25 protein-coding genes are annotated in these 23,489 nt (G+C 39.4%); 22 read left to right on the top strand and 3 right to left on the bottom strand.

Annotation, left to right across the window (positions count from 1 at the left end; translation table 11 throughout):
* Window positions 1-4: 4 nt before the first annotated feature.
* The 10 genes from pgsA (at window position 5) to ACXYSL_RS06875 (ending at window position 9,253) form a co-directional block, all read left to right on the top strand.
* Window positions 5-550 carry a CDP-diacylglycerol--glycerol-3-phosphate 3-phosphatidyltransferase gene (gene pgsA, locus ACXYSL_RS06920; protein WP_458624335.1) on the top strand — a complete coding sequence of 182 codons (546 nt, stop codon included), beginning with the start codon at window positions 5-7 and terminating at the stop codon, window positions 548-550.
* Entirely contained in the window at window positions 547-1,374 is an 828-nt protein-coding gene (locus ACXYSL_RS06915) for an energy-coupling factor ABC transporter ATP-binding protein (protein ID WP_458624334.1), read from the top strand. The genes pgsA and ACXYSL_RS06915 overlap by 4 nt, the downstream gene beginning before the upstream one ends.
* Entirely contained in the window at window positions 1,359-2,198 is an 840-nt protein-coding gene (locus ACXYSL_RS06910) for an energy-coupling factor transporter ATPase (RefSeq protein WP_458624333.1), read from the top strand. The genes ACXYSL_RS06915 and ACXYSL_RS06910 overlap by 16 nt, the downstream gene beginning before the upstream one ends.
* Entirely contained in the window at window positions 2,191-2,985 is a 795-nt protein-coding gene (locus ACXYSL_RS06905) for an energy-coupling factor transporter transmembrane component T family protein (RefSeq protein ID WP_268722552.1), read from the top strand. Before ACXYSL_RS06910 ends, ACXYSL_RS06905 begins: the two co-directional genes overlap by 8 nt.
* Window positions 2,986-3,044: 59 nt before the next feature.
* Window positions 3,045-3,860, top strand: coding sequence for a rod shape-determining protein MreC (gene mreC / locus ACXYSL_RS06900; RefSeq protein ID WP_458624332.1), 816 nt, complete (start codon window positions 3,045-3,047; stop codon window positions 3,858-3,860).
* 2 nt (window positions 3,861-3,862) lie between these two features.
* Entirely contained in the window at window positions 3,863-4,357 is a 495-nt protein-coding gene (mreD, locus tag ACXYSL_RS06895; protein WP_084938511.1) for a rod shape-determining protein MreD, read from the top strand.
* 93 nt (window positions 4,358-4,450) lie between these two features.
* Complete coding sequence (gene pcsB / locus ACXYSL_RS06890) at window positions 4,451-5,668, top strand: peptidoglycan hydrolase PcsB (protein WP_458624331.1); 1,218 nt, start codon at window positions 4,451-4,453, stop codon at window positions 5,666-5,668.
* 218 nt (window positions 5,669-5,886) lie between these two features.
* A complete protein-coding gene (gene rpsB, locus ACXYSL_RS06885; RefSeq protein ID WP_000268477.1) occupies window positions 5,887-6,666 on the top strand; it encodes a 30S ribosomal protein S2 in 780 nt (259 codons plus the stop codon).
* 78 nt (window positions 6,667-6,744) lie between these two features.
* Entirely contained in the window at window positions 6,745-7,785 is a 1,041-nt protein-coding gene (gene tsf, locus ACXYSL_RS06880; RefSeq protein ID WP_061599230.1) for a translation elongation factor Ts, read from the top strand.
* Between the two features lie 116 nt (window positions 7,786-7,901).
* Window positions 7,902-9,253, top strand: a protein-coding gene (locus ACXYSL_RS06875; RefSeq protein WP_458624330.1) for an IS3 family transposase whose coding sequence is annotated in 2 segments (ribosomal slippage) — window positions 7,902-8,343 and window positions 8,343-9,253 — 1,353 coding nt in all. Because the reading frame shifts where the segments join, the coding sequence is not laid out codon by codon here.
* Window positions 9,254-9,504: 251 nt separating this feature from the next.
* Here the strand turns inward: ACXYSL_RS06875 and cysK are convergent.
* The 3 genes from cysK to ACXYSL_RS06860 form a co-directional block, all read right to left on the bottom strand.
* On the bottom strand, window positions 9,505-10,431 hold the full coding sequence (gene cysK, locus ACXYSL_RS06870; RefSeq protein WP_001029453.1) for a cysteine synthase A: 927 nt from the start codon (window positions 10,429-10,431) through the stop codon (window positions 9,505-9,507).
* Between the two features lie 96 nt (window positions 10,432-10,527).
* On the bottom strand, window positions 10,528-10,971 hold the full coding sequence (locus ACXYSL_RS06865; RefSeq protein WP_045617939.1) for a PH domain-containing protein: 444 nt from the start codon (window positions 10,969-10,971) through the stop codon (window positions 10,528-10,530).
* 14 nt (window positions 10,972-10,985) lie between these two features.
* A complete protein-coding gene (locus ACXYSL_RS06860) occupies window positions 10,986-11,621 on the bottom strand; it encodes a YigZ family protein (protein WP_458624329.1) in 636 nt (211 codons plus the stop codon).
* Between the two features lie 56 nt (window positions 11,622-11,677).
* Between ACXYSL_RS06860 and ACXYSL_RS06855 the strand changes: the two genes are divergently transcribed.
* The 12 genes from ACXYSL_RS06855 to ACXYSL_RS06800 all read left to right on the top strand — a co-directional run bounded on the left by ACXYSL_RS06855 (window position 11,678) and on the right by ACXYSL_RS06800 (window position 23,488).
* Window positions 11,678-12,976, top strand: a complete 1,299-nt coding sequence (locus ACXYSL_RS06855; protein ID WP_458624328.1) for a DEAD/DEAH box helicase — start codon at window positions 11,678-11,680, stop codon at window positions 12,974-12,976.
* Window positions 12,973-13,635, top strand: coding sequence for a ComF family protein (locus ACXYSL_RS06850; protein ID WP_458624327.1), 663 nt, complete (start codon window positions 12,973-12,975; stop codon window positions 13,633-13,635). The genes ACXYSL_RS06855 and ACXYSL_RS06850 overlap by 4 nt, the downstream gene beginning before the upstream one ends.
* A gap of 79 nt (window positions 13,636-13,714) precedes the next feature.
* Window positions 13,715-14,263 carry a ribosome hibernation-promoting factor, HPF/YfiA family gene (hpf, locus tag ACXYSL_RS06845; protein WP_000599111.1) on the top strand — a complete coding sequence of 183 codons (549 nt, stop codon included), beginning with the start codon at window positions 13,715-13,717 and terminating at the stop codon, window positions 14,261-14,263.
* Between the two features lie 244 nt (window positions 14,264-14,507).
* Window positions 14,508-15,716, top strand: coding sequence for an acyl-CoA dehydrogenase FadE (fadE, locus tag ACXYSL_RS06840; RefSeq protein WP_000201479.1), 1,209 nt, complete (start codon window positions 14,508-14,510; stop codon window positions 15,714-15,716).
* Window positions 15,717-15,796: 80 nt separating this feature from the next.
* A complete protein-coding gene (locus tag ACXYSL_RS06835; protein WP_070837215.1) occupies window positions 15,797-16,645 on the top strand; it encodes a 3-hydroxybutyryl-CoA dehydrogenase in 849 nt (282 codons plus the stop codon).
* 18 nt (window positions 16,646-16,663) lie between these two features.
* Window positions 16,664-17,842 carry an acetyl-CoA C-acetyltransferase gene (locus tag ACXYSL_RS06830; RefSeq protein ID WP_268698715.1) on the top strand — a complete coding sequence of 393 codons (1,179 nt, stop codon included), beginning with the start codon at window positions 16,664-16,666 and terminating at the stop codon, window positions 17,840-17,842.
* Window positions 17,843-18,162: 320 nt separating this feature from the next.
* Window positions 18,163-18,942 (top strand): enoyl-CoA hydratase-related protein, encoded by a 780-nt coding sequence (locus tag ACXYSL_RS06825; RefSeq protein WP_458624326.1) that lies wholly within the window; start codon window positions 18,163-18,165, stop codon window positions 18,940-18,942.
* 16 nt (window positions 18,943-18,958) lie between these two features.
* On the top strand, window positions 18,959-19,684 hold the full coding sequence (locus ACXYSL_RS06820; protein ID WP_096421429.1) for a CoA transferase subunit A: 726 nt from the start codon (window positions 18,959-18,961) through the stop codon (window positions 19,682-19,684).
* A 1-nt stretch (window position 19,685) separates the two neighbouring features.
* Window positions 19,686-20,336: a 3-oxoacid CoA-transferase subunit B gene (locus tag ACXYSL_RS06815; RefSeq protein ID WP_045592636.1), complete on the top strand. Its 651-nt coding sequence runs from the start codon at window positions 19,686-19,688 to the stop codon at window positions 20,334-20,336.
* Window positions 20,337-20,530: 194 nt separating this feature from the next.
* Window positions 20,531-21,439 (top strand): LysR family transcriptional regulator, encoded by a 909-nt coding sequence (locus ACXYSL_RS06810; RefSeq protein ID WP_458624325.1) that lies wholly within the window; start codon window positions 20,531-20,533, stop codon window positions 21,437-21,439.
* 15 nt (window positions 21,440-21,454) lie between these two features.
* Window positions 21,455-22,567, top strand: coding sequence for an acyl-CoA dehydrogenase family protein (locus tag ACXYSL_RS06805; RefSeq protein WP_458624324.1), 1,113 nt, complete (start codon window positions 21,455-21,457; stop codon window positions 22,565-22,567).
* 3 nt (window positions 22,568-22,570) lie between these two features.
* The gene (locus tag ACXYSL_RS06800) at window positions 22,571-23,488 is read left to right on the top strand and encodes an MBL fold metallo-hydrolase (protein ID WP_084939483.1); all 918 of its coding nucleotides are present in this window, start codon (window positions 22,571-22,573) and stop codon (window positions 23,486-23,488) included.
* Window position 23,489 lies beyond the last annotated feature (1 nt).

The following is a 23,489-nucleotide window of genomic DNA, read 5'->3' as shown; positions in this document are numbered from 1 at the left end:
ATCAATGAAAAAAGAACAAATTCCTAATGTATTAACTATTGGTAGAATTCTCTTTATACCTCTCTTTATTCTTATTTTGACTTTGGGCCATTCACAAGGCAGTCATTTGCTAGCAGCGATCATCTTTGCAGTTGCTAGTGTAACGGATTATCTTGATGGCTACCTTGCTCGAAAATGGAATGTGGTCAGCAACTTTGGAAAGTTTGCGGATCCAATGGCGGATAAGTTGTTGATTATGTCAGCTTTTATCATGTTGATTGAGTTGGGTATGGCTCCGGCTTGGGTTGTTGCTATTATCATCTGTCGTGAACTCGCTGTGACAGGCCTACGTCTGTTGCTCGTTGAGACGGGAGGAACGGTTCTGGCGGCAGCAATGCCTGGGAAAATCAAGACCTTTAGTCAAATGTTTGCCATTATCTTTTTGCTCTTACATTGGAATTTAATTGGGCAACTGTTGCTTTATATCGCTTTGTTTTTCACTATCTACTCTGGTTATGATTATTTCAAGGGTAGCGCTCATCTATTCAAAGGGACATTTGGTTCGAAATGAAATTGATTATTGAAGTAAAAGATCTGTCTTTTCGATACAAAGAAGATCAAGAGTATTATGATGTTAACAGCGTTACGTTTCACGTGAAACGTGGGGAGTGGCTTTCAATCGTAGGTCATAATGGGAGTGGGAAGTCAACAACTATTCGTTTGATTGATGGCTTGCTTGAAGCGGAATCTGGAGAAATCTGGATAGATGGCCAATTGCTGTCCCCTGAGAATGTTTGGGACTTGCGTCGTCAAATTGGTATGGTTTTTCAAAATCCAGACAATCAATTTGTAGGTGCAACTGTTGAAGATGATGTTGCCTTTGGCCTAGAAAATCAGGGACTTCCTCGTGAAGAAATGAAGAAAAGAGTGGCTGAATCTTTGGAGTTAGTAGGTATGCTAGACTTTAAGAAGAGAGAACCAGCCCGCTTATCTGGTGGACAAAAACAACGGGTGGCCATTGCAGGAGTTGTTGCCTTGAGACCTGCTATTTTGATTCTGGACGAGGCTACAAGTATGTTGGATCCCGAGGGGCGCAGAGAACTGATTCAGACAGTTCAAGAGATTCGAAAAGACTATCAGATGACAGTTGTTTCTATTACGCATGACTTGGAAGAAGTTGCGATGAGTGACCGTGTATTGGTCATGAAAAAAGGCCAAGTGGAGTCAACCAGTAGCCCCAGAGAACTTTTTTCTCGGGATGACCTTGACCAGATAGGCTTAGATGATCCCTTTACGAATCAATTGAAAGAATCTTTGAGAGAGACTGGCTATCAGTTGCCGGATGGCTATTTGACAGAAGGAGAGCTAGAGGACAAGTTATGGGAATTACTCTAGAAAATGTGAGCTTTACCTATCAAGAGGGGACACCCCTATCTTCATCAGCCTTGACTGATGTTTCCTTGGCGATTGAGGACGGCTCCTATACAGCTTTGATAGGACATACAGGTAGTGGAAAATCGACCATCTTACAGCTTTTAAATGGCCTATTGCTTCCAAGTAAGGGTTCTGTTCGAGTTTTCGATACCGTCATTACCCCTACATCAACAAATAAAGAAATTCGACAGATTCGAAAGCAAGTCGGTTTAGTTTTTCAATTTGCTGAAAATCAGATTTTCGAAGAGACTGTTTTGAAAGATGTTGCGTTTGGACCACAAAATTTTGGAGTTTCTGAGGAAGATGCCAAGAAAATTGCGCGTGAAAAGTTAGCCTTGGTAGGCATCGATGAGTCACTCTTTGAGCGCAGTCCTTTTGAACTTTCGGGTGGTCAGATGAGACGTGTGGCCATTGCAGGGATACTAGCCATGGAGCCTACTGTCTTGGTTTTGGATGAGCCAACAGCTGGACTAGATCCTTTGGGCAGAAAAGAATTGATGACCCTGTTTAAAGAACTCCACCTTTCTGGAATGACAATCGTCCTGGTAACGCATTTGATGGATGATGTAGCTACGTATGCTGATCAGGTCTATGTTATGGAAAAGGGGCGTTTAGTCAAAAGTGGCAAACCGAGTGATGTTTTCCAAGATGTAGCCTCTATGGAAAAGGTGCAGTTAGGTGTGCCTAAAATAACAGCCTTTTGTAAACGTTTGGCAGATAGAGGTGTAGCTTTTAAAAAACTGCCAATCAAGATAGAGGAGTTTAAGGAGTCGCTAAATGGATAGTATGATTTTAGGGCGTTATATACCGGGGGATTCCATTATTCATCGCTTGGATCCACGTAGTAAATTGCTTGCCATGATCCTGTTGATTTTGATTGTATTTTGGGCTAATAATCCCCTCACCAATCTCATTTTGTTTATAGCGACAGGTATATTTATCGCTTTGTCAGGCGTTTCCCTCTCATTTTTCGTTCAGGGATTAAAATCCATGTTCTTCTTGATTGCTTTTACGACTCTTTTTCAGCTCTTTTTCATTTCAAGTGGAAATGTCCTATTTGAGTTTTCTTTCATAAGAATAACGGATTATGCTTTGCAACAAGCAGGAATCATTTTCTGTCGTTTTGTGTTGATTATTTTCTTTTCAACCTTGCTAACCTTAACGACCATGCCTTTGAGTCTGGCAGCTGCAGTTGAAGCTCTTTTAGCACCGCTGAAACGCGTGAAAGTTCCCGTTCATGAAATTGGTCTCATGTTATCAATGAGTTTGCGTTTTGTTCCAACCTTGATGGATGACACAACGAGAATTATGAATGCTCAAAAAGCTCGTGGAGTTGACTTTGGCGAAGGTAGCATCGTTCAAAAAGTAAAGGCTATGATTCCAATTTTAATTCCTCTTTTTGCGACTAGCTTAAAGCGTGCAGATTCATTGGCAATAGCCATGGAAGCGCGTGGTTATCAGGGAGGAAAGGGTAGAAGTCAGTATAGACAGTTGAGATGGAGTCAAAAGGATACACTGGCAATTCTTGTGATTTTGGTGCTGGGATGTCTCTTATTTTTCTTAAAATCTTAGTGGATTTGTAAGATTGATAAAAAATCACAGTAGTAGATCTTTAGTAAAAAGGTAGGAATATGAACCGTTTTAAAAAATCAAAATATCTAATCATTGTTTTTGTCACAGTTCTAGCAGTTTCTGTACTATTAGTGACAACCTATTCAAGTGCTATTGTGACAAAATTAGGAGATGGCATTTCCTTAGTAGATAGAATTGTTCAAAAACCCTTTCAGTGGTTTGATACTTTCAAATCAGATTTGGGACATTTGACGCAGACTTACAATGAAAATGAGAGTCTAAAGAAACAGCTCTATCAACTAGAGGTGGAGTCTAATCAATCAGAAAGTTTAAAAAATGAAAATGAACAATTACGTCAGTTGCTGGATATGAAGTCAAAATTGCAGGCTACAAAAACCATTGCAGCAGATGTGATTATGCGAGCTCCAGTATCTTGGAAACAAGAGTTAACAATTGATGCGGGAAGTTCAAAAGGAGCTTCTGAAAATATGTTGGCCATTGCAAACGGGGGCTTGATTGGTAGTGTTTCAAAGGTGGAGGATCATTCAACAACGGTCAATCTATTGACAAACACCGAAAATTCAGACAAAATTTCTGTTAAAATCCTGCATGGTTCTACTGAAATTTACGGGATTATCGTTGGTTATGATAAGGAATCTGAACTGCTTAAAATTAGTCAATTAAACAGCAACAGAGACATTAGCGCGGGAGACAAGGTGACTACAGGGGGGCTCGGAAACTTTAATGTTAAGGATATCCCTGTTGGAGAGGTTGTTGCTACAACACACAGCAGTGATTATCTAACACGAGAGGTGACAGTAAAGTTAAGTGCTGATACTAAAGATCTTCATGTGGTAGAGTTAGTGGGGAATTAGCAATGAGACTGTTAAAACAAGTTGGTATTTTCTTTTTACTTCCTTTTCTTGTGCTGATTGATGCACATATTGGTCAATTAGTAGAATCCTTTTATCCACATTTTCACTTAGCCAGTCATTTCCTGTTTTTATTTCTCTTGTTTGAGACAATCGAAGTGTCAGAGTATCTCTATCTAGCCTATTGTTGTATAGTGGGTTTGGTGTACGATATTTATTTTTTCCACTTGATAGGAATTGCGACACTTTTATTTATCTTGATAGGTGCCTCACTTCACAAGTTTAATAGTGTGACTTTGTTGAACCGTTGGACGAGAATGTTAACAATAGTTGTGATGAGCTTCCTATTTGATATGGGTAGTTATCTCCTGGCCCTTGCTATGGGACTGACAGTAGAATCAATGCCAGTTTTCATTGTCTACAGTCTTGTCCCATCAATGATTTTAAACTTTTTGTGGATGGCGATTTTCCAATATATTTTTGAAAAATATTATCTATGAGAAAGAAATATAAATGTAACAAAGGCGTAATATTTATTATGTCTTTTTTTGGTATACTAGTATTGTCTTAAATAGAAGGAGTATCCACACAATATGAAGAAAAAAATCTTAGCGTCACTTTTGTTAAGTACAGTATTGGTTTCACAAGCAGCGGTATTAACAACTGTTCATGCTGAAACAACTGATGAAAAAATTGCTGCTCAAGATAGTAAGATTAGTGACTTGACAGCTCAACAAAAAGAAGCTCAACAACAGGTAGATGAAATCCAAACGCAAGTTACAGCTATTCAAACACAACAAGCAAGCTTGCAAGCTGAAAATGAAACACTACAAACTGAGTCTAAAAAGCTTGAAGGAGAAATTACAGAGCTTTCTAAGAACATTGTTGCTCGTAATGAATCTTTGGAAAAACAAGCACGTAGTGCACAAACAAACGGTGCTGCAACTAGCTATATCAATACAATTGTAAATTCAAAATCAATTACAGAAGCTATTTCCCGTGTTGCGGCTATGAGCGAGATTGTATCGGCTAACAACAAAATGTTAGAGCAACAAAAAGCTGATAAAAAATCAATCTCAGAAAAACAAGTTGCAAATAATGAAGCAATCAATACTGTAATTGCGAACCAACAAACGCTTGCTGACGATGCACAAACATTGACAACAAAACAGGCGGAGTTAAAAGTTGCTGAGTTGAATCTTGCTGCAGAGAAAGCTACTGCAGAAGGCGAGAAAGCTACTTTGTTGGAACAAAAAGCAGCAGCAGAGGCAGAAGCAAAAGCAGCAGCTGAAGCAGAGGCAGCTTATAAAGCACGTCAAACAAGTCAACAAGAATCAGTTGTTGCTTCTGGAAACACAAGTTTCTCAGCTCAAGTGCAAGCAACATCAACGTCAGCATCAGCATCTGACGACGAGGACTCAAGCTACACTCCAGCACCTACTCCGACTCCTACTAGACAACGTCCAACATACAGCTCAAATGCATCAAGTTACCCAACTGGTGAATGTACTTGGGGAGCTAAAACATTGGCACCTTGGGCTGGAGACTATTGGGGTAACGGAGCTCAGTGGGCAACAAGTGCTGCAGCAGCAGGATTCCGTACAGGATCAACTCCACAAGTTGGTGCGATTGCATGTTGGAATGATGGTGGTTATGGGCACGTAGCGGTTGTTACAGCAGTTTCATCATCAACTCGTATTCAAGTGTCAGAATCAAACTACGGTGGAGATCGTACAATCGGAAACAAACGTGGATGGTTCAACCCAACTACAACTTCTGAAGGTTACGTAACATACATCTATCCAAACTAATGAACCAAATAAAGAGACTCGATTTTGAGTCTCTTTTCTTAATTTTAAGTTAGACCAAAAACTAGCAAAAATACTTGAAAATATTGATAAAATGTGGTAGAATGAAACTTGTCGTGTAAACGATAATACTCATTCTTGATGAATTGTGAAACTGTTGCCCTTGGGTCGTTTTGCAAGTTGAAATCGAGGAGAGGAAAAAACAAAAAGGAGAAATACTCATGGCAGTAATTTCAATGAAACAACTTCTTGAGGCTGGTGTACACTTTGGTCACCAAACTCGTCGCTGGAACCCTAAGATGGCTAAGTACATCTTCACTGAGCGTAACGGAATCCACGTAATCGACTTGCAACAAACTGTAAAATACGCTGACCAAGCTTACGACTTTATGCGTGATGCAGCAGCTAACGATGCAGTTGTATTGTTCGTTGGTACTAAGAAACAAGCTGCTGACGCTGTTAAAGAAGAAGCAGAACGTTCAGGTCAATACTACATCAACCACCGTTGGTTGGGTGGAACTCTTACCAACTGGGGAACTATCCAAAAACGTATTGCTCGTTTGAAAGAAATTAAACGTATGGAAGAGGAAGGAATCTTTGACGTTCTTCCTAAGAAAGAAGTTGCACTTCTTAACAAACAACGTGCACGTCTTGAAAAATTCTTGGGTGGTATCGAAGACATGCCTCGTATCCCAGATGTAATGTACGTAGTTGACCCACATAAAGAACAAATCGCTGTTAAAGAAGCTAAAAAATTGGGAATCCCAGTTGTAGCGATGGTTGACACAAACACTGATCCAGACGATATCGATGTAATCATCCCAGCTAACGATGACGCTATCCGCGCGGTTAAATTGATCACAGCTAAATTGGCTGACGCTATCATCGAAGGTCGTCAAGGTGAAGACGCGACAGCAGTTGAAGCTGAATTTGCAGCTTCAGAAGCTCAAGCAGACTCAATCGAAGAAATCGTTGAAGTTGTAGAAGGCGACAACGCTTAATTCAAATAAGTAATCATTACCTAGGAGGGCGGGGCTTAGCCCGGCTCTCCTATTTTTAAAAAATATAGGAGAATCAAAATGGCAGAAATTACAGCTAAACTTGTTAAAGAGTTGCGTGAAAAATCTGGTGCTGGTGTTATGGACGCTAAGAAAGCATTGGTTGAAGTTGAAGGTGATATCGAAAAAGCAATCGAATTGCTTCGCGAAAAAGGTATGGCTAAGGCAGCTAAGAAAGCTGACCGTGTTGCAGCTGAAGGTTTGACTGGTGTATTTGTTAACGGTAACGTTGCAGCAGTAGTTGAAGTAAATGCTGAAACTGACTTCGTTGCAAAAAATGCTCAATTTGTTGACTTGGTAAATGCTACAGCTAAAGTAATTGCTGAAGGAAAACCAGCTAACAACGAAGAAGCTCTTGCCTTGACAATGCCTTCAGGTGAAACTCTTGAAGCAGCATATGTATCTGCAACAGCTACAATCGGTGAAAAAATCTCATTCCGTCGTTTTGCTTTGCTTGAAAAAACAGATGCACAACACTTTGGAGCATACCAACACAATGGTGGACGTATCGGTGTTATTTCTGTCATCGAAGGTGGAGATGAAGCACTTGCTAAACAAATCTCAATGCATATCGCTGCGATGAAACCAACAGTTCTTTCTTACAAAGAATTGGATGAGCAGTTCGTTAAAGATGAGTTGGCACAATTGAACCACGTGATTGACCAAGATAATGATAGCCGTGCAATGGTTGGTAAACCAGCTCTTCCACACTTGAAATATGGATCAAAAGCTCAATTGACTGATGAAGTGATTGCTCAAGCTGAAGAAGATATCAAAGCTGAATTGGTTGCAGAAGGCAAACCAGAAAAAATCTGGGACAAAATCATCCCAGGTAAAATGGATCGCTTCATGCTTGACAACACTAAAGTTGACCAAGCATACACACTTCTTGCACAAGTATACATCATGGATGACAGCAAGACGGTTGAAGCCTACCTTGATTCAGTTAACGCTTTAGTAGTTGAGTTCGCTCGCTTTGAAGTTGGTGAAGGTATCGAAAAAGCTGCAAATGATTTTGAAGCTGAAGTTGCAGCTACAATGGCAGCAGCTTTGAATAACTAAAGAATCTGAAACAAAATAGTTCTCAGCCACAAAAAAGCTAGAGGTTTCCAATTGAGAAACTGAACTGCACCCCAAAAGTTAGACAGAAAAAATCTAACTTTTGGGGTGTTTTTACTATGAAATTAACTTATGATGATAAAGTTCAGATCTATGAACTTAGAAAACAAGGATATAGCTTAGAGAAGCTTTCAAATAAATTTGGGATAAACAATTCTAATCTTAGGTACATGATTAAATTGATTGATTGTTACGGAATAGAATTCGTCAAAAAAGGAAAAAATCGATACTATTCCCCAGAATTAAAACAAGAAATGATTGATAAAGTTTTACATGAAAACTGGTCTCAAGATAGAGTTTCTCTCAAATATGCTCTCCCAAATCGTGGTATGCTTCCAAATTGGCTGGCGCAATACAAGAAAAACAGGTATACTATTATTGAGAAAACAAGAGGGAGATCAGCTAAAATGGGACGTAAACGAAAGAAAACTTGGGAAGAAATGACAGAATTAGAACGACTCCAGGAGGAGAATGAACGTTTACGTACCGAGGTGGCCTACCTAAAAAAGTTAAAAGAGTTAGAGGAAAGGGACGAAGCCCTAGAGCGAGAAAGGCAGAGACAGTTAGAGAAATGGTTTCAGGAGGATTTCGACTAGATTTACTTCTTGAAGTGGCTCGTTTAGCTCGCTCAACTTACTACTATCAGTTGAAGGAACTAGATGGGCTTGATAAAGATAAAGAGCTTAAAACCGAAATTCAGACTATTTATAATGACCATAAAGGAAATTATGGCTATTGCCGAGTTACTCTCGAACTCAGAAATCGTGGTTTTGTAGTGAATCATAAGAAAGTTCAACGTCTGATGACGGTCCTTGGTCTAACGGCTCGAATTCGTCGTAAACGGAAGTATTCTTCCTACCGAGGAGAGATTGGCAAGAAAGCAGATAATCTCATTCAACGCAAATTTGAAGCAACCAAACCAATGGAAAAGTGCTATACAGATGTAACGGAGTTTGCCATTCCAAATAGCACACAGAAACTCTATTTATCCCCTGTTTTAGATGGCTTTAACAGTGAAATTATTGCTTATCATCTTTCTACTTCGCCCAACTTAGAACAAGTGAAGAGTATGTTAGAACAGGCATTCACAGAGAAATACTATGAAAATACCATTTTACACAGCGACCAGGGCTGGCAATACCAACATGATTCTTATCATCGGTTCCTAGAGAGTAAGGGAATTCAAGCCTCCATGTCACGCAAGGGCAACAGCCCAGACAACGGCATGATGGAGTCGTTCTTTGGTATTTTGAAGTCGGAGATGTTTTACAGTTATGAGGAGTCGTTTCAGTCGCTTAAGCAATTGGAACAAGCCATTGTAGACTATATTGATTATTACAACAACAAACGAATTAAGGTAAAACTAAAAGGACTCAGTCCTGTGCAATACAGAACTAAATCCTTTCAATAATTATTTGTCTAACTTTTTGGGGTCAGTACAAACTCTAGCTTTTTAATTTTGCCCCCTTTTCTTATTGTATTTTAAGAGGTTATTGGCCATGAGTATGAATCCCATGTTAATTCTCACTTGACGCTTACCTCTCAGATCACATCTCTTGTAACTCCAACAAGCCTTTATCTGCCCCAAAACTTTATTTTAAGAATAGGCTCTATATGAGTATATAAAAAGCCCTTTAATAAGGGCTAAGTGCATTTAGGAGACTACACTTCAAATTCATAGAGTGCTGTAGACAAATAACGTTCGCCGTTATCTGGTGCTAAAGCAAGGACTTTCTTACCTGTACCTAATTTCTTGGCAACCTCAATTGCCCCGTAAATCGCTGCAGCTGAAGAAATCCCAACAAGGAAGCCTTCTTTTCCACCAATTTCACGGCCAAGCGCTAGAGCATCATCTGACGTTACGCGGACGATACCATCATAGGCTTTTGTATCAAGTGTTTCAGGAATAAATCCAGCTGAGATGCCTTGAATTTTGTGAGGTCCTGGTTTTTCACCAGACAAGATAGCTGACTCGTCTGCCTCAACTGCATAAACTTGAATGTTTGGATTTGCTGCTTTAAGAGCGTGAGAAACACCTGAGATTGTTCCACCAGTACCAACACCACCCACAAAAGCATCTAGTCCATCAGAACCGAAAGCAGCCAGTATTTCAGCTCCTGTTGTTCTTTCGTGTACTTCTGGATTAGCTGGATTATTAAATTGGAGTGGAAGGAAGCCGTCACGTTCAGCGGCGATTTCCTGAGCTTTGGCAATAGCCCCTTTCATTCCTTCGCTACCAGGAGTAAGGACGAGTTCAGCACCATAGGCTTGGATAATCTTGCGTCGTTCCACACTCATCGTTTCAGGCATGACGATAACAACTTTATATCCTTTAGCGGCACCAACCCATGAAAGACCGATACCAGTGTTTCCACTCGTTGCTTCAACAATGGTAGCACCCGGTTTTAGAATACCATCTTGTTCCGCTTTTTCAATCATGCTAAGGGCAATGCGGTCTTTTACTGACGATCCAGGGTTAAAAGCTTCTAGTTTAACATAGACGTCTGCAGCACCCTCTGGAACAATGTTGTTAAGTCTAACAATCGGTGTTTGTCCAATAAGTTCAGTGATATTGTTATAAATAGCCATATATATACCTCTTTGTATAAGATGATACTAGTATAACGCGCTTAAGGCTATTTGTAAAATATAGAAATCCTATCAAAGTGATAGGATTTTTTTATATCAAAGGTCTAAGCCATTAATTTTTAATCGATTGTGATAAGCCAATTCTAATAAATAGGTGTAAAGCGGAAGGATGTCCGTTTTTTTAGGGAATTCAAATTTATGGAAACTCAGGTGCTCATTGTGTGCTTTTAGAAAGATATTTTCTAAATAAGTAATCGTAATCTCACTATCATCTATACCTGCTCCAGCAGTTTCCATTTCAATGTTTACAATGTTCATCAAAAAGAGTGACTTAACAGACGTCTTGCGACCAGTAGCACCTTGCTTATCTGTAAAAATAATACGGATATTTGTAAAGATGATTGAATCTCGAATAAGTTTATACCCGCTTTGAATTTCTTCATTCTCTAGTAGATATTGTCCATATTCTTTAATAAGAGTCTCTTTGTTTTCCTCGCTAAAATTTCCAGCAAGTCCTTGAATAAATTTCCCAAAAGCCATAACTTCTCCTTAATTTACACTAAGTTTACAGGGACTTCAACTTCTCGTAAACCTTGATCTGTTAAAGTAACTTTTCCATTAAAAAATTCCACAAGAGCAGCCTTGATATTTTCTTTCTCTTCCTTATCAACATAAATCATTGTATCAACTTGATCTGTAAAGTTTGTATCCAGCTCCATGAGATGATGTTCTTTAAGAAAGTTACTGTACTCTTGATACTGAGCGTAAGATATTTGAATGGATATGCCAGCTTGCTCCTTGATTTCTATAATGCCAATTTCTTTGATAGCCAAGGCTACGCTTCCTGCATAAGCACGGATCAAGCCACCAGCGCCTAACTTAATTCCACCAAAGTAACGAGTAACTACTACGCAGACATTGGTAAGATTATGATTTTCTAAGACGCCAAGCATAGGGACTCCAGCAGTACCACTAGGTTCGCCATCATCACTCGTACGCTTGATCTCACTGCGTTCCCCTACAATAAAAGCAGAGCAGTTATGGGTGGCTTTGTAGTGTTCTTTTTTGATAGCAGTGATAAAGTCACGAGCTTCTTCTTCACTATAGACACGCTTGGCATGACAGATAAAGCGTGATTTTTTGATTTCTTCTTGGACCTGCCCATCCTCTTTAATTGTTCTAAATTCCATGATTTAATTGTACTAAAAAATTACCTAAAGCGCTATATTTTTACGAATATTAAAGTATGAAAGTAAATCCAAATTATCTCGGTCGCTTGTTTACTGAGAAAGAATTAACGGAAGAAGAACGACAGGAAGCAGTGAGACTGCCAGCAATGAGAAAAGAGAAGGGGAAACTGTTTTGTCAACGTTGTAATAGTTTGATTCTAGAAGAATGGTATTTGCCTATCGGCGCTTACTATTGTAGGGAGTGTTTACTGATGAAGAGAGTCAGGAGTGATCAAGCTTTATACTATTTTCCTCAAGAGGATTTTCCTAAGCAAGACGTCCTCAAATGGCGTGGTCAGCTAACACCTTTTCAAGAAAAAGTGTCAGAGGGACTGCTTCAGGCGGTAGACAAGCAAGAGCCAACCTTGGTTCACGCTGTGACAGGAGCTGGAAAGACAGAGATGATTTATCAAGTTGTGGCTAAAGTGATTGATGATGGTGGTGCAGTTTGTTTGGCCAGTCCTCGAATTGATGTATGTTTAGAACTGTATAAGCGACTGCAGAATGACTTTGCTTGCGATATAGCGCTACTCCATGGCGAATCAGAGCCGTATTTTCGAACACCATTAGTTGTTGCGACGACCCATCAGTTATTGAAGTTTTATCAAGCTTTTGATTTGCTGATAGTGGATGAAGTAGATGCTTTTCCTTATGTTGACAATCCAATGCTTTACCATGCTGTCAAGAATAGTGTAAAGGAGAATGGATTGAGAATCTTTTTAACAGCGACTTCTACCGATGAGTTAGATAGGAAGGTTCGTTTAGGAGAACTAAAAAGATTGAGTTTGCCAAGACGATTTCATGGAAATCCGTTGATTATTCCTAAAACTATTTGGTTGTCGGATTTTAATCGCTATTTAGATAAGAAGTGTTTGTCACCAAAGTTAAAGTCTTATATTGAGAAGCAGAGAAAGACAGGTTATCCGTTACTCATTTTTGCTTCAGAAATTAAGAAAGGGGAACAGTTAAAAGAAATCTTACAGGAGCAATTTCCAAATGAGAAAATTGGTTTTGTATCTTCTGTAACAGAGGATCGATTAGAGCAGGTGCAAGCTTTTCGAGATGGAAAGCTAACAATACTGATCAGTACGACAATCTTGGAACGTGGAGTTACCTTCCCTTGTGTGGATGTTTTCGTAGTAGAAGCTAATCATCGTCTCTTTACCAAGTCTAGCTTGATTCAGATTGGTGGTCGAGTTGGGCGTAGTATGGACAGACCAACTGGTGAGTTGATCTTCTTTCATGATGGATTAAATACTTCCATCAAAAAGGCAATCAAGGAAATCAAGCAGATGAACAAGGAGGCAGGTTTATGAGTTGCTTATTGTGTGGCCAAACTACAAAGAGTGATTTGACTTTTAGCAGTCTCTTGCTCTTGAAGAATCAAGAAACACCTCTTTGTTTAACTTGTTCTTTAAGTTTTGAAAGTATTGAACAGGTGCATTGTCCGAGTTGCATGAAAAAAGGAGTGTCAACGTATTGTCAAGATTGTAAATTTTGGTGTAAAGAAGGAATCCAAGTTGATCATAAGGCGATTTTCACCTATAACCAAGCGATGAAAGACTTCTTTAGTCGATATAAGTTTGATGGGGATTTTTTGCTTAGAAAAGTTTTTGCTTCCGTTCTTGCTGAGGAATTGAAAAAGTATAGAGACTATGAATTTGTGGTGATTCCCTTAAGTCCTGAAAGATTGCTTGAGAGGGGGTTTAACCAAGTCGAGGGTTTGGTTGAAGCGGCAGGCTTTTCTTTTAAAGATATACTAGGAAAAAGAGAAGAGAGTGCTAGTTCTTCTAAAAGCCGTTTGGAAAGGTTAGCTACTGAAATTCCATTTTTTATTAAAGATGGAATCTCACTTCCTAAGAAGATTTTGCTGATTGATGACATCTATACAACAGGGGCTACTGTCAATCGTGTGAAACGACTTTTGGAAGAATCAGGTGCTTTGGAAGTTAAAACTTTTTCCCTTGTAAGATGAGGAAAAAATTTGCAAAATGAAAATGAAAGCGCTATAATATAGTTAGAAAAACAAAAATGTTTAGAAAGAAGGTACTTATATGATTAAATATAGTATCCGTGGTGAAAACCTAGAAGTAACAGAAGCGATTCGTGATTATGTAGTTTCTAAACTCGAAAAGATCGAAAAGTATTTCCAACCAGAGCAAGAGTTGGATGCACGTGTGAATTTGAAAGTTTACCGTGAAAAAACAGCAAAAGTTGAAGTAACGATTCCACTTGGATCTATTACTCTTCGTGCAGAAGATATTTCTCAAGATATGTATGGATCTATCGACCTTGTAACTGATAAAATTGAACGTCAGATTCGTAAAAATAAAACAAAAATCGAACGTAAGAATAAAAATAAAGTTGCGACAAGCCAACTCTTTACAGATGCCCTAGTTGAAGATGCAAATGTTGTGCAACCAAAAGTGGTTCGTTCAAAACAAATTGATTTGAAACCAATGGATTTAGAAGAAGCACTTCTTCAAATGGATTTGTTGGGACATGATTTCTTTATCTATGTAGACGTAGAAGATCAAACAACAAATGTTTTGTATCGTCGTGAAGATGGTGAAGTTGGTTTGCTCGAAGTAAAAGAATCATAAAATTGAAATAACTAACAAAAGTGGTTTACTGATTTGTAAACCACTTTTTCTTGTGCCTAAGTAAGTAGAAAAACGAGGAAATCCTTGATAAACAGTCAGAATCAGCCCCTATAATCTGAACTTATAGGGGTGTTTATATTTATTAAGTAGACAAAATAATACCCTAAGGGATAGAATGGTGTTGTCAACAAATAGCGAATACAAAAATGTAAGCGCTCTTATAACAAATAAAGGAGTCATAACTATGGCAACAAAAGAAGAAATTTTACGCGAACTATATCCTGAAGACCTTTTTCACTATGCGGATGGTCTAACTTTGGGAGAAGCAGAGGTTTTACAAGAAACTCGCCGTTTGATTGAGAAACATCTCCGTCCGGTTATTAATGAATACTGGGAAAAACCTGATTTTCCTTTTGAAGAATTCTATGCTGTAGCTAAGGGCGCTCAAATTATGAACAATCCAAAATTGTTTGAGGGACGTGAGGGTAGCTGGAAACCTTCTGAACTTTATATTGCTTTCTTGTATCTTGAACTTGCTCGCTTCGATGCTTCTATTGCAACATTCTACACCGTTCATGGCGGACTTTGCTACAACACAATTCTCTTGGGTGGTGATGAGCGTCAACAAAAAGAATTTCTTCCAAAACTAGCTGCATTTGATTGGCAAGGTTGCTTCGCTTTAACTGAACCTCTTTCAGGTTCTGATATTGCTGGAGGACTTGCGACTACTGCAGAACGTGTTGGAGACAAGTGGATTCTAAATGGTGAAAAACGCTGGATTGGTGGTTCAGATACTGCGGATGTTGTTCCTGTATTTGCTCGTGATGTTGCGGATGGCAAGGTGAAATGCTTTATCGTTCGTAAGGGAGCTCCTGGATATCATGCAGAACCAATCCCACACAAGATTGCTCTTCGTTGTATCCGCAATGGCCATATTACCATGAAGAATGTAGAGGTTCCAGATTCAGACCGTTTGGTAAATATCAATGGTTTTGGTGATGTAGCCCGTATCTTGACCTTTACTCGTGCGGACGTTGCTCACATTGCTATGGGAGTGACTTGTGGATCGTATGTTGCAGCTCTTAAATATGCTAAAGATCGTGAACAGTTCAAACGTCCAATTGCTAAATTCCAAATTGTTCAAGAAAAATTGGCTCGTATGCAAGCGAATGCTGTAGCAGTTATTGCGTATTCAACTCGTATTGCTGAGATGCAAGAGAAAGGTAATGAATTGATGCTTAACTCTGCTCTTGCTAAAATGCACAATTCCTTGGTGATGCGCGAAACAGTTGCCCTTGCTCGTGAAACTTGCGGAGGTAATGGTATTACACTTGAGACAGACGTTGCTCGTTTCTTTGCAGATGCTGAATCAATCTATACCTATGAAGGTTCACACGAAGTGAATGCCTTGATTGTTGGTCGTGAGATTACTGGATTAGGTGCCTTTGTTTAATGTCAGAAAGGCGATTGAAGGATTTCTGTTCAATCGTCCTTGCTTCATGCACTGGATTTTTGTAAAATAAGAAGGAGAAAATAATGATATCTAAGGTGATGATTATTGGTTCTGGTCAAATGGGAAGCGGAATTGCTCAAGTATTTGCTCAGGCTGGTTTTACAGTTTACTTAAACGATATTAAAGAAGAATTTGTTCAAAGAGGTTTGAACAATATCACAAAACAATTGGAACGTTCAGTTGAAAAAGGACGGATGTCTGCGGATGAGAAGAATCAGGTATTGGCCAATTTGCTTCCATCTGTTTCATATGAAGATGCGAAACAAGTCCAATTGGTGATTGAAGCTGCAACTGAGAATCGTGAGATTAAGTTGAATATTTTCAAACAATTGGATGAATTGACTGATCCTAAAACTATCTTAGCATCAAACACATCCTCTTTGTCAATCACGGATATAGCTGCTGCTACTAAACATCAGGAGCGCGTGATTGGAATGCACTTCTTTAATCCTGCCCCAATCATGAAACTTGTAGAGGTTATTAAGGCCTTGCAGACTTCAGAAGAAGTGGTTCAGGCGGTTCGTGAACTGACAGTGAAAATTGGTAAAACACCAGTTGATGTTAAAGATTCTTATGGTTTTGTTGTGAACAGAATTTTGATTCCTATGATCAATGAAGCCATTTACATTCTAGGTGAAGGAGTGGCTAGTGCCGAGGAAATCGATGAAGCGATGAAACTTGGTGCAAATCATCCTATTGGACCTTTGGCTCTTGCTGACTTGATTGGATTGGATGTTTGTTTGGCTATTATGAGCGTCCTAAACCAAGGGTTTGGCGATCAAAAATACCGTCCTGCCCCTCTTCTTAAGAAAATGGTCGAAGCAGGAAAATTGGGACGGAAGACAAAAGAAGGCTTTTTTACTTACTAGACACTGATGGAGGTAGTCATGAAAGACGTAGTTATTGTTTCGGCAGTGCGAACACCTTTAGGTTCCTTTGGTGGGAGCTTGAAGAATGTTTCTGCTGTTGATTTGGGATCTTTGGTAATTAAGAGTGCTTTGGCAAAAGCGAATATTAAACCAGAGCAGGTAGATGAAGTGATTATGGGGAATGTCCTAGGAGCAGGTTTAGGCCAAAACGTGGCTCGCCAAATGAGTATTCATGCTGGGCTTCCTGAATATATACCAGCCTTTACCATTAATAAGGTTTGTGGTTCCGGTTTGAAGGCAGTGCAGTTAGCTGCTCAAGCGATTAAGTGTGGAGATGCAGATATTGTCGTGGCTGGTGGTGCAGAAAACATGAGCCAGGCTCCATATGTTTTGCCAAGCTTCCGTTGGGGTGGCCGTATGGGAGATTCGAAAGTGGTAGATACCATGATTAAGGATGGTTTGTCTGATGCCTTTAATGACTACCATATGGGGATTACAGCTGAGAATGTGGCAGAAGAATATGGTATTAGCCGGGATGATCAAGATGCGCTTGCTTTGGAATCACAGAAACGAGCAGTGGCGGCTATAGAATCTGGACGCTTTAAGGAAGAGATTGTTCCGGTGGTTATTCCTCAACGTAAAGGCGATCCTATCGTCTTTGATACAGATGAATTTCCTAGAAAAGATGCTAGCTTGGAGAGTCTGTCTAAGCTACGTCCTGTTTTCAAAAAAGACGGTTCTGTTACAGCGGGGAATGCCTCAGGTATCAATGACGGAGCGGCGGCTGTCTTGGTCATGAGTGCTGAAAAAGCTGAAGAATTGGGACTTCCAGTCATTGCTCGCATTCGTTCGTATGCAAGTGCAGGTTTGGATCCTAAGATTATGGGATGTGGACCGATTTATGCGACTCGCAAGGCTCTTGAAAAAGGTAATTTGACAGTTGATGATCTTGACTTGATTGAGTCAAATGAAGCCTTTGCTGCTCAGGCTTGTGCGGTTGGGAAAACACTTGGCTTTAACACAGATATTGTCAATGTCAACGGTGGCGCGATAGCTCTTGGTCACCCAATTGGGGCTTCAGGTTGCCGTATCCTAGTAACTCTGGTACATGAGATGATGAAACGTGATGCTAAAACTGGTTTAGCAACTCTCTGTATCGGAGGAGGGATGGGAACAGCCCTCATCGTTGAACGTTAGTTATTAGAAAACTGAACGTCATTTCCTCTTTTTCAATATTACGATTACAAAATGAGATTTTGATCCGATCTCATCGTTACATACCTTATCAAGTGTCTTTCTCTGAAAGGGCTTGATAAGGTATTTTTGTTTTTCCTAAGACTTTAAGGATCGATTGGACGACCATATACTATAAGCTTAACTTATAGAACTATAAATAATAATTAAGTAGACGGATGGAGAAAAAAGAGTTATGATGAAAATGTAAGCTCTTACATTTTGTGTTGGTATTTGTTGACGCTGTACTCTGTACTCAAAATAAATCAAGTAGGAGCAGAACAATGAGTAAAACTGTTTTATTAGAGGTTAAGAATGGTCTTGGCTATCTAACAATTAACCGTCCATCGGCTTTGAACGCCTTAAGTTCAGAAGTCTTAAAGGATTTGAATCTCGTTTTAGACCAAATTGAAGCAAGCGATGATATTCGTGTTGTCATTGTGACTGGTCAAGGGGAGAAAGCATTTGTCGCAGGCGCGGACATTAAAGAAATGGACCAAATGTCTCCAATTCAGGCTCATGAATACATGACCTATGCGAACGACACCTTTACCCGTTTATCTGAATTGACCCAGCCAACTATTTCAGTATTGAATGGTTATGCTTTGGGAGGCGGTTTGGAATTAGCTCTTTCAACTGATATCCGAATCGGCTATGACAAGACAATGGTTGGCTTCCCTGAAGTTGGCTTGGGAATCATTCCTGGTTTTGCAGGTACCCAAAGAATGTCTCGTTTGATTGGTACTAGTAAAACAAAGGAATTAATCTTTACTGCTAGAATGGTTAAAGGACAAGAAGCATATGATCTTGGAATTCTTAACAAGTTGGTAGCAGCAGAAGAACTATTGCCTGCAGCAGAAGAGCTGGCAGCAGCGATTATGAAAAATGCCCCGCTAGCAGTTGAAAAAGCTAAACATATTATCCAAGTTGGCTCAGAACTCCCTCTGAAAAATGCTATTCGTTTGGAAACAGAAGCGGAAGCTCTACTCTTCTCAACAGAAGATAAGGTAGAAGGAATGCGTGCTTTTGTTGAAAAACGTAAAGCCGTATTCAATCGTAAATAAAAGTTGAGGTGTTAGTATGAAAGCTGTTTTATCATTACAAGAAGCTATTTCTAAAGTTAAATCAGGTGATGTCGTTGGGATTTCAGGGTTCCTTGCCGTTGGTGAACCATTGGAATTGATCGAAGAATTGGTTAGACAAAATCAACAAGATTTGACTTTGGTTTCCGTTGTTACTTCACATCCAGGTAAAGAAGTGGGTGTTGGACGTCTCTGTGAAAACCACCAAGTTAAGAAATATGTTGCTGCTCACATCGGAACATCTCCTGCTGCTCAAAAAGCGTACTTTAGTGGAGAAATGGAAGTAGAATTTACTCCAATGGGTACCGTTGTTGAACGTCTTCACGCTGCTGGAGCAGGTCTTGGAGGAGTTTTGACACCGACTGGAGTTGGTACAATTCTAGAAAACGAACATGAAAAAGTAGTTCGTAATGGTCGCGAGTACCTTATTTATGACCCTCTAAAACTTGACGTAGCATTGATTAAAGCTACAAAAGCTGACAAGTATGGAAACTTGTACATTGATGGTACAACTAAGAACATTTCATTGCAACTTGCTCTTGCGGCAGATACAGTTATCGTTGAAACAAATGAAATTGTTGAAGTTGGTGAAATTAAACCGGATGATATTTACATCCCTGGTATCCTTGTTGACTATGTAGTCCAAGGCTTAACTCCAGAAGAACACCATAAGATGATGGGAGACCTCTGGACAGAGACTAACAAATTAGCGGGGGTAAAATAATATGAAACCAAAAGAAATTATTGCAAGACGTGTTGCTCTTGAATTTAAAGATGGTGATGTTGTAAACCTTGGGTTTGGGATTCCAAATGCTTCTGCAGACTTCATCCCAGAAGGTGTTAACGTAATTCTTCAAGCTGAAAACGGTGCCCTTCGCTTTGGCGAAACACCAACTAAAGATAACTACAATCCAAACCTAGCAAACTCAGGTGGTGCACCAATCACTCTTCTTCCAGGAGCTGCTTTGTTTGATTTGCAAACATCATTTGCAATTATTCGTGGTGGTCACGTTGATGCGACTGTTCTTGGAGCTCTTGAAGTAAGCCAAGATGGAAGCATTGCTAACTGGATTATCCCAGGGAAATTTGCTCCTGGTATGGGTGGAGCGATGGACCTTTTGGTAGGTGCTAAGCGCGTAATTGGAGCAATCCAACATACTACAGGTGGTGAATCTAAACTCTTGAAAGAGTGCACATTGCCTCTATCAGCTAAAGGAGTATTAGATCTTGTTATCACAGAATTAGCTGTTTTTGGATTCAAAGATGGTAAATTCCTGTTGAAAGAGCTGGCTCCTGGTGTGACATTAGAAGAAGTTCTTGAAAAAACAGCTGGGGAAGTTATTGTCTCAGAAGACCTAAAAACAATGCCGATTTAAGCAAAAAAAGAGCTATTTTTTACTCAGTGTGTTATAATACAAACTAGATAGTATTGTAAGCGCTTTATATACAACGTTAAAATGAAGTATTCGAAATGTTATTTCGATAAAAAGTTAGTAGACAACTATCAAACACTAGAATAGTTGTCTAATTGACTTGCTAAAATAGTGAAGGAAAGCAAGGTGATGGGTAAGTGGATATTATCCAAATGAACTATTTCATCAATATCATAGAATGCGGATGCAACCTTTCCATTGCTGCAAAGAAGATTCACATTAGTCAATCAGCCTTGAGTCAATTCGTGACAAATTTTGAAGCAGCTGAAGGGGTTCAATTATTCAATCGCAAGAATGGAAGATTAGAAAGTTTAACAGAGACAGGACGCAAAATTTATCGTTATGCGACCGAGATTGTGAATCGACATGAAGAAATGCTTTCCATGATCCATATAGAAGCTCAAAAACAAAAAGGCACCATTAATCTTGGTATTCCGTCCTTGATTTTACGAGTTTATTTTGCTAGTGCTTTGCCTCATTTTCTGAAAAATAATCCTCATATCCATATCCAGGTTACGGAAGGTGGGGGGAAGGAAATTCGTCAAAAAATGGTTGATGGAGATTTGAATCTCTCTATTCTGATAGAGCCTACGAGCTTGGATGCTAAAAAATATGAACAACATATCATTCAATTGGATGAATACGTTGCTTATATGGATAAGGATCATCCGTTGGCTCAGAAAAGCTTATTGGAATGGTCTGATATTGTTAGTTATGAATTGGCAACCTTCAACAAAACATTTACGACTTATGATTTAGTGACAGAAAAACTTCGTTCGCAACGAATTGAGGCTAAATTTGCTTATCTTTCCTCTACCTGGGACTTCCTAGTTGAATCAACTTATCAGACAGATTTGATTGCCCTTTTGCCAAGGCCGGTTGAATATTTTGTGGACAAGAGTCGTTTTAAGGCGGTTAGATTCAAGGATCCGATTCCATTTAATATTTGGTTTTGTAGACCCTATAAAAACTCCTACAATGAAGTAGAGTCTTATGTGTATGAAGAATTGTTGAAAGATTATTACCAACCGTTTTCTGACAACTAAGATGAGGTGAATGCGATGACCTATAATGACGTGCTGGCGCGAGAATTGAAGGCAGACGTGAAAGTGTTGATTCGGGACTATTTCAAGTCTCGTGAGGATGAACAACAGTTCCCTAGAGAATTACTTTATCAGTTTATCGAGCAATTTGATATCTTTTCCTTGCTTTTAGATAGTCAAGATTCTGTTTTGAGAACCGAGTTTTTGACCTTTATTCGCTTGATTTCAAAAGATTTCCCTGCTTTTTCTGCTGTTCTACTAACTCAGGCATGTTATGGTATCTATCCTATTTTACGATATGGGAGTCAGGAACAACAATCGCGTTATGTAGAACCCTTAGTAAGGGGAGAAATCTTAGCTGGCTTGGGATTTTCTGAAGGAAAATTGATGGACAGCTTGAAGGTTATTGAAACAACTGCAAGGAAAACAGAAACAGGTTGGTCTTTAACTGGGAAGAAGTCAATTGTATCAAATTGCCGCTATACAGATATTTTGTTAATCTTAGCCAAGGTTCAGGAAGCTAACGGACAAGATGGATACGGATTTTTCATTGTTGATACGACTCGACCGGGAGTTGCTTTTGGAGATGATATTACAAAACCTGGTTTACAGGGCTTACCTGTGAATTCGGTAACTTTTGATCAGGTCAAATTGCCAGAAGATAGTTTGCTAGGATTGACCTTAAATGGGGAAAGTCAGTTAAATGATATTATCAAAAAATTACAGCTAGGATTAAGCGCAATCTCTATCGGTATCGCTGAGGGAGCTTTTGAAAAAGGTCTGGCTTTTGTAAAGGTCAAAAGAGGATTTGGGAAACGATTAATCGATGCGACAGTCTATCAACATCAATTTGCAGACTTGTATACTAAGCTGTGTGCGGCTGAATCTTACTTTGCCTCCTACAAGGATAGGATAAAGGAGGATTCACTCTTTGTATCTCAGATAAAACTTTATACGACAAAAGTAGCAATTGAGATTTCTGAGGAAATTATTAGATTAATTGGACCTCTTCAAACCTTGGATGACATCCCCATAGACCGTTATCTAAAGGATGCCAAAACAATTGAAATCTATGGAAAATCTGGGGATTCGATTCGCAAAAGAATAGCAGCCCAATGGATAAAGGAGTAAAGCATGGCAGAACTCACCTTACAGGAATATCAATTTCATGATATGAAACTGATATGGCTACGTGGAGCCGATAAATTGACGGATGCAGGGACTCTTTTTGGTCCGGTTCCGAAAGTTGTGTGGTCTCGTTACTACCCAACAAATGATGCTAATATGATGGCGGAATTGACGGATCCTATTTTGATCCAGTACAAGGGTAAAAATTACTTGATAGATGCAAGTTTTGATACGGCAAAATTATCCGATAAACAAAGGCGCAACTTAGGAATCTTGTCTGAAAGTCGTATAGAAGAAAGTTTAGCTCTTTTAGGACTCTCGCCTGAAGACATTGACATCGTGCTGATGACACATATGCATCATGATCATTCTGGTGGCTTGACGCATGTGAATGATCAAGGGAAGCTGGTTTCCAAGTATTCAAACGCCAAGATTATTGTGAATGATGTCGAATGGTATGAGATGAGAAACCCTAATAATCGAACGCGGGGAACTTATCTGAGAGAAAACTGGGAACCGATTCAAGATCAGGTGACGACTTTCTCAGAGTATATCAATGTCATTCCAGAAATCCAAATGATCCATACGAGTGGTCACAGCAATGGCCACAGTATTATCTTGCTCAAACAGGGGAAAGATACGATGATCCATATGGGGGATTTGATGTTATCACATGTTCATCGAAATCCTCTCTGGGTTCCAGCAGTTGATGATTATCCTATGAAGTCAATTTTAGCCAAAGAGAAGTGGTTGCGTCAGGCTTTTGAGAATCATTACAAGTTTTTCTTTTACCATGATCAATTTTTCGCGGTAGTAGAGTTTGACAAGGAAGGGAAGGAATTTGTAGATTATGTTCTACGTTCTCGCCCCCCACTGATTCCTTTTACAGATCAGCAGGATCGTAAGCCAGACTTCTTAGGATAGC

Source organism: Streptococcus sp. V913, assembly GCF_054353455.1.
The sequence above is the reverse complement of the archived record's forward strand: the minus strand, read 5'-3'. Positions and strand labels throughout refer to the sequence as shown.

Excerpts from the sequence above, each read along its gene's own strand:
- pgsA (WP_458624335.1), top strand. The coding sequence starts at position 5 with ATGAAAAAAGAACAAATTCCTAATGTATTAACTATTGGTAGAATTCTC.
- ACXYSL_RS06915 (WP_458624334.1), top strand. The coding sequence starts at position 547 with ATGAAATTGATTATTGAAGTAAAAGATCTGTCTTTTCGATACAAAGAA.
- ACXYSL_RS06910 (WP_458624333.1), top strand. The coding sequence starts at position 1,359 with ATGGGAATTACTCTAGAAAATGTGAGCTTTACCTATCAAGAGGGGACA.
- ACXYSL_RS06905 (WP_268722552.1), top strand. The coding sequence starts at position 2,191 with ATGGATAGTATGATTTTAGGGCGTTATATACCGGGGGATTCCATTATT.
- mreC (WP_458624332.1), top strand. The coding sequence starts at position 3,045 with ATGAACCGTTTTAAAAAATCAAAATATCTAATCATTGTTTTTGTCACA.
- mreD (WP_084938511.1), top strand. The coding sequence starts at position 3,863 with ATGAGACTGTTAAAACAAGTTGGTATTTTCTTTTTACTTCCTTTTCTT.
- pcsB (WP_458624331.1), top strand. The coding sequence starts at position 4,451 with ATGAAGAAAAAAATCTTAGCGTCACTTTTGTTAAGTACAGTATTGGTT.
- rpsB (WP_000268477.1), top strand. The coding sequence starts at position 5,887 with ATGGCAGTAATTTCAATGAAACAACTTCTTGAGGCTGGTGTACACTTT.
- tsf (WP_061599230.1), top strand. The coding sequence starts at position 6,745 with ATGGCAGAAATTACAGCTAAACTTGTTAAAGAGTTGCGTGAAAAATCT.
- cysK (WP_001029453.1), bottom strand. The coding sequence starts at position 10,431 with ATGGCTATTTATAACAATATCACTGAACTTATTGGACAAACACCGATT.
- ACXYSL_RS06865 (WP_045617939.1), bottom strand. The coding sequence starts at position 10,971 with ATGGCTTTTGGGAAATTTATTCAAGGACTTGCTGGAAATTTTAGCGAG.
- ACXYSL_RS06860 (WP_458624329.1), bottom strand. The coding sequence starts at position 11,621 with ATGGAATTTAGAACAATTAAAGAGGATGGGCAGGTCCAAGAAGAAATC.
- ACXYSL_RS06855 (WP_458624328.1), top strand. The coding sequence starts at position 11,678 with ATGAAAGTAAATCCAAATTATCTCGGTCGCTTGTTTACTGAGAAAGAA.
- ACXYSL_RS06850 (WP_458624327.1), top strand. The coding sequence starts at position 12,973 with ATGAGTTGCTTATTGTGTGGCCAAACTACAAAGAGTGATTTGACTTTT.
- hpf (WP_000599111.1), top strand. The coding sequence starts at position 13,715 with ATGATTAAATATAGTATCCGTGGTGAAAACCTAGAAGTAACAGAAGCG.
- fadE (WP_000201479.1), top strand. The coding sequence starts at position 14,508 with ATGGCAACAAAAGAAGAAATTTTACGCGAACTATATCCTGAAGACCTT.
- ACXYSL_RS06830 (WP_268698715.1), top strand. The coding sequence starts at position 16,664 with ATGAAAGACGTAGTTATTGTTTCGGCAGTGCGAACACCTTTAGGTTCC.
- ACXYSL_RS06825 (WP_458624326.1), top strand. The coding sequence starts at position 18,163 with ATGAGTAAAACTGTTTTATTAGAGGTTAAGAATGGTCTTGGCTATCTA.
- ACXYSL_RS06820 (WP_096421429.1), top strand. The coding sequence starts at position 18,959 with ATGAAAGCTGTTTTATCATTACAAGAAGCTATTTCTAAAGTTAAATCA.
- ACXYSL_RS06815 (WP_045592636.1), top strand. The coding sequence starts at position 19,686 with ATGAAACCAAAAGAAATTATTGCAAGACGTGTTGCTCTTGAATTTAAA.
- ACXYSL_RS06805 (WP_458624324.1), top strand. The coding sequence starts at position 21,455 with ATGACCTATAATGACGTGCTGGCGCGAGAATTGAAGGCAGACGTGAAA.
- ACXYSL_RS06800 (WP_084939483.1), top strand. The coding sequence starts at position 22,571 with ATGGCAGAACTCACCTTACAGGAATATCAATTTCATGATATGAAACTG.